The 11,405-nt window shown below is 70.5% G+C and carries 12 protein-coding genes; 3 read left to right on the plus strand and 9 right to left on the minus strand.

From position 1 onward, the window contains the following. Nucleotides 1–66 precede the first annotated feature (66 nt). Both NIE79_RS16615 and NIE79_RS16620 read left to right on the plus strand, forming a co-directional pair. The gene (locus NIE79_RS16615; protein ID WP_238679464.1) at nucleotides 67–2,892 is read left to right on the plus strand and encodes an FtsX-like permease family protein; all 2,826 of its coding nucleotides are present in this window, start codon (nucleotides 67–69) and stop codon (nucleotides 2,890–2,892) included. Between the two features lie 6 nt (nucleotides 2,893–2,898). Beyond that, nucleotides 2,899–3,645, plus strand: coding sequence for an ABC transporter ATP-binding protein (locus NIE79_RS16620; RefSeq protein ID WP_238679465.1), 747 nt, complete (start codon nucleotides 2,899–2,901; stop codon nucleotides 3,643–3,645). An 18-nt stretch (nucleotides 3,646–3,663) separates the two neighbouring features. On the opposite strand, the gene glmM is transcribed toward NIE79_RS16620, so the two are convergent. The 9 genes from glmM to NIE79_RS16665 form a co-directional block, all read right to left on the minus strand. Further along, nucleotides 3,664–5,019 (minus strand): phosphoglucosamine mutase, encoded by a 1,356-nt coding sequence (gene glmM / locus NIE79_RS16625; RefSeq protein WP_238679466.1) that lies wholly within the window; start codon nucleotides 5,017–5,019, stop codon nucleotides 3,664–3,666. 120 nt (nucleotides 5,020–5,139) lie between these two features. Continuing rightward, nucleotides 5,140–5,631 carry a 30S ribosomal protein S9 gene (gene rpsI / locus NIE79_RS16630; RefSeq protein WP_238679467.1) on the minus strand — a complete coding sequence of 164 codons (492 nt, stop codon included), beginning with the start codon at nucleotides 5,629–5,631 and terminating at the stop codon, nucleotides 5,140–5,142. Between the two features lie 20 nt (nucleotides 5,632–5,651). Next, nucleotides 5,652–6,095 (minus strand): 50S ribosomal protein L13, encoded by a 444-nt coding sequence (rplM, locus tag NIE79_RS16635; protein WP_238679468.1) that lies wholly within the window; start codon nucleotides 6,093–6,095, stop codon nucleotides 5,652–5,654. 209 nt (nucleotides 6,096–6,304) lie between these two features. Beyond that, entirely contained in the window at nucleotides 6,305–7,687 is a 1,383-nt protein-coding gene (locus NIE79_RS16640; RefSeq protein WP_238679469.1) for a nitrate/nitrite transporter, read from the minus strand. A 160-nt stretch (nucleotides 7,688–7,847) separates the two neighbouring features. Next, nucleotides 7,848–8,141, minus strand: coding sequence for a hypothetical protein (locus NIE79_RS16645; protein ID WP_238679470.1), 294 nt, complete (start codon nucleotides 8,139–8,141; stop codon nucleotides 7,848–7,850). Beyond that, nucleotides 8,131–8,388: a DUF6364 family protein gene (locus tag NIE79_RS16650; protein WP_238679471.1), complete on the minus strand. Its 258-nt coding sequence runs from the start codon at nucleotides 8,386–8,388 to the stop codon at nucleotides 8,131–8,133. The genes NIE79_RS16645 and NIE79_RS16650 overlap by 11 nt, the downstream gene beginning before the upstream one ends. Before the next feature lie 90 nt (nucleotides 8,389–8,478). Beyond that, on the minus strand, nucleotides 8,479–9,174 hold the full coding sequence (locus NIE79_RS16655; RefSeq protein ID WP_238679472.1) for a class I SAM-dependent methyltransferase: 696 nt from the start codon (nucleotides 9,172–9,174) through the stop codon (nucleotides 8,479–8,481). Nucleotides 9,175–9,442: 268 nt separating this feature from the next. Next, nucleotides 9,443–9,640, minus strand: coding sequence for a DUF397 domain-containing protein (locus NIE79_RS16660; RefSeq protein ID WP_238679473.1), 198 nt, complete (start codon nucleotides 9,638–9,640; stop codon nucleotides 9,443–9,445). Beyond that, on the minus strand, nucleotides 9,631–10,398 hold the full coding sequence (locus NIE79_RS16665) for a helix-turn-helix domain-containing protein (RefSeq protein ID WP_238679474.1): 768 nt from the start codon (nucleotides 10,396–10,398) through the stop codon (nucleotides 9,631–9,633). Before NIE79_RS16665 ends, NIE79_RS16660 begins: the two co-directional genes overlap by 10 nt. A gap of 338 nt (nucleotides 10,399–10,736) precedes the next feature. Between NIE79_RS16665 and NIE79_RS16670 the strand changes: the two genes are divergently transcribed. Next, nucleotides 10,737–10,997: a hypothetical protein gene (locus tag NIE79_RS16670; protein ID WP_274524193.1), complete on the plus strand. Its 261-nt coding sequence runs from the start codon at nucleotides 10,737–10,739 to the stop codon at nucleotides 10,995–10,997. Nucleotides 10,998–11,405 lie beyond the last annotated feature (408 nt).

An 11,405-nucleotide genomic window follows, 5' to 3' on the forward strand; every position in this document is an offset into this window, starting at 1 on the left:
CCGGTACGGGTCTTGCATTGTCACAATGTATCGCGCAGAGTGGGAGACAGCACACGGGGAGGCGCGATGCTCGGCTTCATCTGGAGACAGCTGCGCGGCCGTGCGGGACGGTCGGTGGCGCTGCTGGTCGGCGTGCTGGTGGCCACCACCGGCTTCGTGGTCCTGACCGGCGCCACCACCACCTCTCGTCTGGACGTCACAGGCACCGTCGAGCGCAACACCCAGGTCGCCTACGAGATCCTGGTCCGTCCGAAGGGGACCCGCACCCCGCTGGAAACCGAACGTGGGCTGGTCCGCCCCAACTATCTCTCCGGGCTCTTCGGCGGCATCACCACTCAGCAGTACGAGCAGGTGAAGGCAGTCCCCGGCATCGAGGTGGCGGCCCCGATCGCGATGCTCGGCTATTCCACCACGCTGCTGCCCACGCCGATCGACCTCACCGGCGCCGTCGACCGCTCGCTGGACCAGCAGGTCATCCGGGTCGACCCGACCTTCCACGCCGAACGCGGTCTCTCCAGCGCGCCGGGCAAACCCCGGTACGTGTACGTGACCAAGAAGCCGTTGATCTACCCCCGGATCGACTGGGAGACCGACAGTGACGCCGTTCCGTACTCCGACGGGCGGTCCTACTCCTGGTCGGACACCTGCGGGCCGACCCCCCGAGAGGTGCAGGCGGACGGGCGCAGCCTTCCCATCTGCAATCCGCGATACGCGCTGCTGGGCAACCCGGGCACCTACTCCGAGCGCGAGGACTGGTCCCTGCACGCCGTCCAACTGCTGCCCGACGGCCGGTTCCAAGCCGACTCCTACATCCTCGCGACCGACCGGGACGGCTCCGCGACACCCACCGACCGGCTGGTGATGGCGTACGACCTGACCGTGCCATTCCTCCTGGCCGCCGTGGAGCCGGCGGCCGAGGAACAACTCGTCGGACTCGACGATGCAGTCGTCACCGGTCGAGCCGTCCGCACTGACGACACGGTCGCCGTCAACCGCCGGGGCTCAGCGGACAATCACGAGGTCCCGGTCCTCGTCACCAACCGACCCTTCATCGACGAGTCGCTGGCGGCCAGGTTCACCCGGCTCTCGATCAGCCCCGCCGGGGTGGAGGCGATCGACCTGGAGAAGACGTTGAGCCGCCCCGGAGGGACTCCCGCCGGGTCCGGTCGGTACGACCTCACCGCCGGGCACCAGGCGATGCTCACCGAGGAGCTTTCCCTGGCCGGGTGCTGCCACGGCCAACTTCAGACGGTCGTGCAATCGGCCGAGGTGCAGTACGACCGGCTACCCGACGGCAGCCTGCGGGCTCGTCAGCAACCACCCGGCGACCCCGAGGTGTACGGCAAGAAGGAGGCGTTCAACCCGCTGCCCCGACCCTGGCTCGCCGACGACACCGGTTCCCGGTCGATACGGGCGCTGCCGCTGCCCGTTGGCGGAAACACCGCCAATCGGTTCTGGCGGGCCGTCGGTGTCTTCGACCCGGGCCGGCTGGCCGGGTTCAGTGACCTCGGCCAACTGCCGCTGGAGACCTACCAGGCGCCGACGGCACAGGGTGCCGACGACCGCAGCCGGGCAGCGTTGGGCGGCCAACCGCTGGCGCCCAGCGGCAATCCCGCCGGCTACCTCTCCGCGCCACCACTGCTCCTCACCAACCTCGGCAGCGTGCCGAAGATCCTGGAGGGTGGCGGCGGGCCACAGGCCAAGGCCCCGATCAGCGCGATCCGGGTACGGGTGGCCGACGTGGGCGGCTACAACGAGCGGTCGGCCGAGCGGGTCCGACTGGTCGCCGAGCAGATAGCTGCACGCACCGGGCTGGACGTCGACATCACCCTCGGCTCGTCGGGCGCGCCGCAGACCGTGGAACTGCCCGCCGGTTCCTTCGGTCGGCCGATGCTGCGGCTGACCGAGAACTGGTCGGCACTCGGCGTGGCCTCGATCATCACCCAGGCGGTGGACCGCAAGAGCCTGGTGCTCTTCGTGCTGGTGCTGGTGGTCTGCGTGCTCTTCCTCGGCAACGCGGTAAGCGCCGCCGTCCGGGACCGACGCTCCGAACTGGCGGTGCTCTCCTGTCTCGGCTGGCCGGTCCGCCGCATCGCGGCGCTGATCCTGGGCGAGGTCGCCCTGCTCGGGCTCATCGCCGGTCTACTCTCGCTGGCCCTCGCGGTGCCGCTCGGAATCGCGCTCGGTATCGACGTCGACTGGCGGCGGTCAGCCCTGGCCGTACCCATCGCCCTGCTGCTCGCGCTGGCCGCGGGCCTGGTGCCGGCGCTGCGGGCCGCGCGCGCCCACCCGGCCGCCGCCCTCCGCCCGATCGTCGCTCCCGCCGGCTGGGTACGCCGGCCACGCACCCTCTTCGGGTTGGCGCTGGTGAATCTGGCCCGCACCCCCGGGCGCACACTCCTCGGCGCCGGCGCGCTGGCCATCGGGGTGGCCGCGCTGACGCTGGTCACCGCCGCCGCGTGGGCGTTCCGGGGGGCGATCGTCGGCAGTCTGCTCGGCGACGTGGTCTCGCTGAGCGTGCGCGGCGCGGACACCGTGGCCGCTGCGGCCACAGTGTTGCTCGGTGCCGCCGCGGTCGCGGACGTGCTCTACCTGAACATCCGCGACCGGGCCGCCGAGCTGGCCACCCTGCGGGCCATCGGCTGGACCGACGCCGAACTCGGCCGGCTGGTCGGCTACGAGGGGTTGGCGCTGGGGCTCGTCGGTTCGACGACCGGCGCGGTGGTCGGCCTGGCCAGTGCGGGTTGGCTGATCGGCGCCCTCCCCGGCGCACTGCTCCTGGTGGCCGTACTGGTCGCGCTGGCGGGCGCGCTGGTCAGCGCCGTCGCCGCGCTGGTGCCCGCCGCCCTGTTGCCGCGCCTACGACCCGCCCGACTTCTGGCAGAGGAGTAGCAGCTCATGAGCGAGCACATCGGCAGCGCGATCTCGGTCGACCACCTCACACGACGATTCGGCACCGGCGAGGACCGACTGACGGCCGTCGACGACGTGTCCCTGACCATCGCGGCCGGAGCGGTGGTGGCGCTGACCGGGCCGAGCGGGTCGGGCAAGTCGACGCTGCTGCACCTCATCGGCGCCATCGAGCAGCCCGACGAGGGCAGCGTGACAGTCGACGACGTGGTGGTCAGCGACCTGCGCCGAGCCGCGCTGGCCCGCTACCGCCAGCGGGTCGGGTTCGTGTTCCAGCGCTACCACCTGCTGCCCGCACTCACCGTGCTGGACAACGTGATCGCGCCGGTCCTCCCCCGCCGGGGCCGGGCCGATCACGCGACCCGGGCCCGTGAGCTGCTGGACGCGGTCGGCCTGGCCGGTCGGGAGCGTGCCCTGCCCGCGCAGCTCTCCGGTGGCCAGCAGCAACGGGTCGCCATCGCGCGCGCCCTGATGGGGGCACCGGGCCTGCTGCTGGCCGACGAGCCCACCGGCAACCTCGACTCCACCACCGGCGGGCAGATCCTCGACCTGCTGCTCGACCTCCGTGACCGGCACGGCATGACCATCCTGCTCGCCACCCACGAACAGGCCATCGCTGCCCGCTGTGACCGACTCGTCCGGCTGACCGACGGACACGTCACCGAGGACCTCGACCTCACCGACGGCGAGGACCCCGCCGACACGTACGAGCGGGCGGCCCGACTGCGGTTGTGAGGCCGTCCCGAGGTGGTCTCAGGCGACCGGGCTCGCGGTGCGGACCAGCTCGGCGATCCGCTCGGCGACCTCACGGGCGGTCGCCTCGGTGGCCGCCTCGACCATGACCCGGACCAGCGGCTCGGTGCCCGACGGGCGCAGCAGCACCCGGCCGGTCTCCCCCAGCTCCGCCTCGGCCCGCTCGACCTCGGCGCGTACGGCTGGGGCGGCGGCCCCGATGGTCCGGTCACCGACCGGCACGTTGATCAGCACCTGGGGCAGCTTGGTGACCACCGAGGCCAGCTCGGCGAGGGACTGACCGGTGGCGGCCATCCGCGCCATCAGGTGCAGGCCGGTGAGCACTCCGTCGCCGGTGGTGGCGTGTGCGGGCATGACGATGTGGCCGCTCTGCTCACCGCCGAGCGCCAGCCCGGAGGCGCGCAGCTCCTCCAGCACGTACCGGTCGCCGACCTTGGTCTCGATCAGGCGGATGCCCTGGGCGGACATCGCGAGCCGCAGCCCGAGGTTGCTCATAACGGTGGCCACCAGGGTGTCCTGGGTGAGCGTGCCGGCGTCCCGCATGGCGAGCGCGAGGATCGCCATGACCTGGTCGCCGTCCACCTCGTCGCCGTCGGCGGTGACCGCCAGGCAACGGTCGGCGTCGCCGTCGTGGGCGATGCCCAGGTGGGCGCCGTGCTCGACCACTGCGGCGCGCAGCGCCTCGATGTGGTTGGAGCCACAGTCGTCGTTGATGTTCAGCCCGTCGGGCTCCGCGTGGATGGCGATGACCTCCGCGCCGGCCTCCCGGTAGGCGACGGGGGCGACCTCGGCGGCGGCGCCGTTGGCGCAGTCGACCACGACCTTGATCCCGTCGAGCGGGTGCGGAACGGTGCCCACCAGGTGCTGGACGTAGTGGTCGGCACCGTCGAGCAGGTCGTGCACGCGGCCGACACCGGCACCGATCGGCCGGTCCCAGGCGGTGGTGGCGTTCGTCTCGACCGCCGCCTCGATCTGCATCTCGATCTCGTCGGGCAACTTGTGCCCACCGGCGGCGAAGAGCTTGATGCCGTTGTCCGGCATCGGGTTGTGCGACGCGGAGAGCATCACACCCAGGTCGGCCTTGGCCTCGGCGGTGAGGAACGCCACCGCGGGGGTGGGCAGCACGCCGACCCGCACCACGTTGGCACCGGCGCTGGTCAGCCCGGCGACCACTGCGGCCTCCAGCATCTCGCCGCTGGCGCGGGTGTCCCGGCCGACGACGGCGAGCGGCGGATGACTGCGGTCCGTCTCGGCGAGTGTGTGCGCGGCGGCCACCGCGAGCGCGAGCGCCAACTCCGGGGTGAGATCCGCGTTTGCCCGCCCGCGTACGCCGTCCGTGCCGAACAACCGACCCATACCCGCCAACCTCCGATAGAGCACTGCCAGTGAGGAGAAAGCGGAACGGCCGACCCACCTCCCCCCGACGAGGGGGAGGCGGACCGGCCGTCCGTCAGAAGTACAACGCGCTGGGAAAGATCAGCGCTTCGAGTACTGGGGAGCCTTACGGGCCTTCTTGAGACCGTACTTCTTGCTCTCCTTGACGCGAGCGTCACGGGTGAGGAAGCCGGCCTTCTTCAGGGCCGGGCGGTCGTCCGGCTCGTTGATGATCAGCGCGCGGGCGATGCCCAGCCGGAGCGCACCGGCCTGGCCGGTGGTGCCGCCGCCACGCAGGTTGGCGATGACGTCGAACTGCTCGGGCTTCTCGGCGGTGACCAGCGGGTCCTTGATGAGCTGCTGGTGCACCTTGCTCGGGAAGTAGGCCTCGAGGTCCTGGCCGTTGCAGGTGATCTTGCCGGTGCCCGGGACGAGGCGGACCCGGACGATGGCCTCCTTGCGGCGGCCCACGGTCTGGATCGGCCGGTCACCACGAGGCGCGCGGGCAACGGGCGCCGGCGCCTCGGTGACCTCGGGGGCCTCAGGGGCTTCCGTGGCTTCCGGGGCGACCTCGGTCTCGATGATGTCGGTCATGCTGCTTCCTTCGCCCGCGCTCACTGCGCGATCTGCTTGATCTCGAACGGCACCGGCTGCTGCGCGAGGTGCGGGTGCTCGGCACCGGCGTAGACCTTCAGCTTCTTGATCAGCTGACGGCCGAGCTTGTTGTGCGGGAGCATCCCCTTCACGGCCAGCTCGATGGCCCGCTCGGGACGCTTGGTCAGCAGCTCGTCGTAGCCGATCTGCTTCAGACCACCCGGGTAACCCGAGTGGCGGTAAGCGACCTTGGTGTGGCGCTTGTTGCCGGTCAACGCAACCTTGCCCGCGTTCACGATGACGACAAAGTCGCCCGTGTCGACGTGCGGCGCGAAAGTCGGCTTGTGCTTACCACGCAGCAACGTGGCGGCGTGGGTGGCCAGGCGGCCCAGCACGACATCAGAGGCGTCGATGACGTGCCACTGACGCTCGATCTCACCCGGCTTCGGGCTGTACGTACGCACAGGTCTACCTTGTCTCGTCGTCGGTCTGGGGTCGCGCGCCGAGGTGACCAGATCTAGCAGGCCGGACCAGCGCGCACGAACGACCAAGCGTACCTGAAGGGGCACGCCTCTGGATGTCGTACAACAGCAGGCAACGATACCCGGCGCCCCGTCCGCAGGTCAAAACGGGGGTGCGGTCCAGCGCGGCGACGCGCCGAGAGTGTCTCAGCTCACACGTTGGCGAGTCGACCGGCCCTCGGACGGCGGTAGACCACCCAGGTGACCGCGAAGCACAACGCGTACCAGCCGATGAAGGCCAGGTAGGCGGCGTCGGCATTGCCCGAGCTGAGGAACGACTGGCGGAACGCGATGTTGACCAGCACTCCGCCGAAGGCGCCGATCGCACCCGCGATACCGATCAACGCGCCGGTCATCCGCCGCGCCCAGCGCGCGGCGGCCTCCGGATCACGCTGACCGGTTGCCACCGCGTCCGCCGACCGGGCCCGGAAGATCGCCGGGATCATCTTGTACGTGGAGCCGTTGCCGACGCCGGAGAAGACGAAGAGGGCGAGGAACCCGGCGAGGTAGAGCCCGAACGAACGCTCCCGCGCCGCGTACAGCACCGTGCTCGCCCCGGCCGCCATCGCCACGAAGTTCCAGAAGGTCACCCGGGCCCCGCCCAACCGGTCGGCGAGGTGCCCGCCCAGCGGCCGGACCAGCGAGCCGACCAGCGGACCCAGGAAGGTCAGCCAGGCGGCGTCGACAGGGGTGGGGAACCGCTCGGCGAACTGGAGCTGGAGCACCTGACCGAAGGCGAACCCGAAGCCGATGAACGAGCCGAAGGTGCCGATGTAGAGCAGCGACATCACCCAGGTGTGCGGGTCGCGGGCCGCCTCCCGCAACGCGCCGGGCTCGTTGCGCGCCCCGGGCACGGTGTCCAACCAGCGGGCCGCGGCCAGCGCGGCCAGCACGATCAGCGGCAGGTAGACCGCCGGCACCAACCGGGGGTACGCGGCGCCCGCCGTGGCGAGGACCGCCAGGCCGACCAACTGCACGGCGGGTACGCCCAGGTTGCCGCCACCGGCGTTGAGCCCGAGCGCCCGCCCCTTGAGGCGCTGCGGGTAGAACAGGTTGATGTTCGCCATCGAGGAGGCGAAGTTGCCGCCGCCGACCCCGGTGAGGCAGGCGAGCACCATCAGGGTGGTGTAGGACACCCCCGGCTCCAGCAGCACGGTCATCGGCACCGCTGGCACCAGCAACAACAGCGCGCTGATGATCGTCCAGCGCCGCCCGCCGAAGCGGGCCACCGCCAGCGTGTACGGCAGCCGCAGCACCGCGCCCAGCGCGGCCGGCACGGCGGTGAGCAGGAACTTCCCGGCCGGATCGATGCCGTACGCGGGGCCGAGGAAGAGCACTGTGACCGACCAGAGACTCCACACCGAGAAGCCGACGTGCTCCGCGAAGATCGAGACCCAGAGGTTGCGTCGGGCGATCGGCGCGCCGGTGGCCTGCCAGAAGTCCGGGTCCTCGGGGCGCCAGTCGTGCAGCGGTTGCCGGCGACCGGCGACGGCAGGCGGCTCGGCGGTGACTACGGTGCTGGTGAGCGTGCTCACGGCGGCTCCTCCTCGTCGATGTGACGAGGGGAAACGCTAGGAACGCCGGGTTACCTGGCAGTGCCCGTCGCGGGTCGGGCCGGAAACGGCTATCGCACCATGGGCCGGCGGCGATGGTGAGCACGCCACCGGGGACGCGGGGCCAGATCCGCCGCCACGGTCAGAGCTGCTGGAGGATCCGCAGCGCGCGGCCGATCCGGAGCATGGTGTCGGTGTCGGCGACGTCCACGCACGAGGTGAACCACTTCTTCATGGGCGAGGAGATCCGGTCGGGCATCACCACGTACCGGCCCATCGACACGGCGAGCGGCGAGTCCCGCAGGAGTGACTCCTCGACCACCTCGACCACGATCACGATGGGCACGTCTGTGGAGTTGTAGACGTCCGAGCTGATCACGAGACCGAGGCGTTCCCGGGCGCCCTCGATGCGCCAGATCTCACCCCTACGCAGCACGCGGCCGTCCGCCGGAGAACAGGTCGTTGACCATGCCCACCTCGCGGGCGTCGGCGAGCGCGGCAGACTCCAGATCCAGGTTGGCGCGGCCCACGGCAGCGGCGTGGGCGGTGAAGACCTCGCGTAGCGCCTTCTCCCGGGCGGCCTGGTCCATCCACGCGGAGAGCGACAGCCCTTCGCGCTTGGCGAACCGCCGCGCCTCCTCGATCGTCTCGTCCGTGAACGAGAGAGTCACCTTGGCAGTCATGCCGAGCAGATTACCCACCGGTGTGACCAACAGTCATCCCTGCACTTGCCCCCCTCGCACCGGGACGGCGAAACGCACATTCCGCCGGTTCTACCCGGCCCGGCCGCCGAACACCGCGAAGCGCCATTCCTTGAAGTAGCAGTCGACGTCGACCAGGCCGGCCTCGGCGAGCCACCGGCACTGGTCGGCCACCGTCGCCGGGCGGTCGTGGCGCATCCGCTCCTGGGAAGCCGCGATCTCGTCGGGGGACGCACCCAGCTCGGTGATCCGCTCCAGCCACACCTCGTCGTAGCGCCGATCCAGTTCCGGGGTCGGGCCGGCGACCTGCTCGGCGTTGACGAACACCCCGCCCGGCGCCAGCGCGGCGGCGGCCCGCCGGTAGAGCGCGCGCTTGCCGGCGTCGTCCAGGTGGTGGATGGCCAGCGCGCTGACCACCGCGTCGTACCGGCCGGGCGGCAGCTCCTCGGCCAGGTCGGCGTGGACCGTGCGGTGTGGCACGGACCGCGCGTCCAACTGGTCGGTGGCGCGGGCGAGCATCGCCGGCGCTCCGTCCACCAGGGTCAGCCGGACTCCGGGCACCGCGGCGGACAGCAGCAGGGAGAGCAGGCCGGTGCCCGCGCCCAGATCCAACACCTCGGGGGTACGCCCGGCAGCGAGCGCGGCGCGCAGCGGCGGCGCTGCCACCTGGACGGCGGTGCCGTAGAAGGCGTCGAAGCACGGGATCAGCCGCCTGCGGGCCTCGTCGTACGTGCCGGCCAATGCGTCGAAGACGTCCGTCACGCTCATCGAGGACTCCCAACCATTGAGACAGTTTTCCCACATTATAGGCCGATGAACGCCGTTGATGTCGTCAGCGATTCAGCTCCAAAGGGTCCGGCTTGCACCTGCCATCGCAGCGAACAGCGCATTCCACCCGGCGGCCGTCGCGAACGGTGCCGTGCGGTCGATCTGACCACGCTTGCGCTGCCCGGCGGGTGGTTGATCCCGGACATACGAAAGCCCCCCGGCGCTCTCCTTGGGTCTTAGGAGCCGGGGGGCCTGCGGGTCGCGCTGGTCAGGCCGGGTCGTGCGCCTTCGCCATACCGACGAACGCCCGCCAGGCCGCTGCCCCGAAGACCAACGCCGCCCCTGCCGGGTCCTTCGAGTCCCGCACGCCGACGATGCCAGGCAGGTTGTCCGCAACCTCGACGCAGTCACCGCCATTGCCGCTGCTGCGGGTGCTCTTACGCCACTGCGCGCCGGTCAGTTCCATGTCTTCGCCATCTCCGTAAGTAGATCGACGGATTGCCAGTGGGACAGCGCCTCGCCGCGTACGTTCTCCCACGCGGCCAGCATCGCCGCTATGTCCTCGGCACCGGTAAGGACTTGTCCCTGAAGCTGATTGTCGAGATAGCCGGCAATTCGATGCTCGGGGCCCACTGCGATCACGAAGGGACCGTTCAGGCCAGCGTACGCGCCGACGGTTGAGGGGACGATGTGCACGCGGACGTGCGGAGCCGCGCACGCGGTGATGAGGGCCTGCACCTGCTCACGCATGGTGGCTCGTCCGCCGACTGGCCGCCGCAGCACAGCTTCGTCAACAACGGCGGTGAAGTGTGGCGGGTCTTCACGGGTCAGGATGCTTTGCCGGGCCAGTCGTGAGGCCAGGTGCCGCTCGACGTCGCTGCGGGCGATGACGTCAGCTCCGGCGAGCACGGCTCGAGCGTATGCCTCGGTCTGGAGCAGACCGGGGAGGACGGTCGACTGAAACGACCGCAGCGAGATCGCCTCGCGCTCGATCTCTTGCCATGGTCGGAACCAAATTGGCTCACGGCGTCTTGAAGTGTCCGGCCAGATGTCCCCTATGGGCCGTCGGAGCGCGCTCGCCGCCGCCTCCCGGTGTCGGGGATGGGGAATGTGGTCGTGGTTCAGCCACCGCGCGACCGTCTTGCGATCAACCCCGACCATCCCTGCCAGGGATTCGATCGAGTGCCCGGTCTCGGCTAGCGCGGCCCGTAGCGCATCGTTCACGAGTCCCCCCATCGGATGCGCGGAATGTCTTGCGACCATATCGCTACGGGCTGTTTTTGTCTCATCACCGCCCGCAAGGTGGGCTCAGACGGCGCGGCCGGTAGGTACCACCGAACCCCGGCGGACGCGTTCGTACCGGGGCCGCCTTCGACCTGCCGAGATCTTGGACAGTTTCCGTTACGTCAGAACGGAAACTGTCCAAGATCTCCACGGGCGAGCGCTGACGGGGTGGCCCCTTCCCAAGTGACGACCAGGGGAGAGCCACCGTGCCGGACGAGCCGACCGATCGGACACCCAAGCCGAAGCCCACACCGCGGAAGCCGCACACGGGTGAGGTCTTGCACTTGACCCGCGCCGCGAGTGTGCAGTTCCTGCGCCCGATCTTCGTCCGTGTGATTCGGGTTCTCGACTGGCCGACGTACGACGGGTGGCTGTGGATCGACGGCTACGAGCTGGCCGCGAACAGCGACGCGGTCGCCCGCCGGTCTCTGTTCGTGATGCCGGCGGGCCTGATCTGGCCGGACCCGCCCGCCCCGGCGGCCCGTCATCGTCCGACCACCCGCACGCCCGTCAAGCGGGGTTCGGTGAGGGTCGGATGACCCGCCGCCCTCGTCCGCACCATCCGATGCGCCCGGCGTGGCTCTGCCGTAACTGCGCTGCTCCCTGGCCATGTACGCCGGCTCAACTTCACCTCTCGACCGAGTTCTACGGCCATTCGATCGCCCTGGCGTTCTATTTGGCAGCGCACATGCAAGACGCGGTTGACGACCTGTACTCCCTGGGCGTTCGCCCTGACCCGCGAGCACTTCACGCCCGGTTCCTGGGCTGGTTGTCCCTCACCCGCCGACCACACCGCGCCGACCTGCGCCGACCGCCCCCCGCGAGATGACGGCCGCGCTGGTCGAGCGTCCTCCCATGCGGCCGCCGTCACCCACCCGTCACACCCGCTGCTCCTGTGCGGTGTGAGCCCCACTTGACAGGACCGAAACAGAAGGGACCCGGACCGG

Origin of the sequence: Micromonospora trifolii, assembly GCF_022229005.1 — a bacterium.
In the GTDB taxonomy this organism is placed as follows: domain Bacteria; phylum Actinomycetota; class Actinomycetes; order Mycobacteriales; family Micromonosporaceae; genus Micromonospora; species Micromonospora trifolii.

Excerpts from the sequence above, each read along its gene's own strand:
- NIE79_RS16615 (WP_238679464.1), top strand. The coding sequence starts at position 67 with ATGCTCGGCTTCATCTGGAGACAGCTGCGCGGCCGTGCGGGACGGTCG.
- NIE79_RS16620 (WP_238679465.1), top strand. The coding sequence starts at position 2,899 with ATGAGCGAGCACATCGGCAGCGCGATCTCGGTCGACCACCTCACACGA.
- glmM (WP_238679466.1), bottom strand. The coding sequence starts at position 5,019 with ATGGGTCGGTTGTTCGGCACGGACGGCGTACGCGGGCGGGCAAACGCG.
- rpsI (WP_238679467.1), bottom strand. The coding sequence starts at position 5,631 with ATGACCGACATCATCGAGACCGAGGTCGCCCCGGAAGCCACGGAAGCC.
- NIE79_RS16650 (WP_238679471.1), bottom strand. The coding sequence starts at position 8,388 with ATGACTGCCAAGGTGACTCTCTCGTTCACGGACGAGACGATCGAGGAG.
- NIE79_RS16655 (WP_238679472.1), bottom strand. The coding sequence starts at position 9,174 with ATGAGCGTGACGGACGTCTTCGACGCATTGGCCGGCACGTACGACGAG.
- NIE79_RS16660 (WP_238679473.1), bottom strand. The coding sequence starts at position 9,640 with ATGGAACTGACCGGCGCGCAGTGGCGTAAGAGCACCCGCAGCAGCGGC.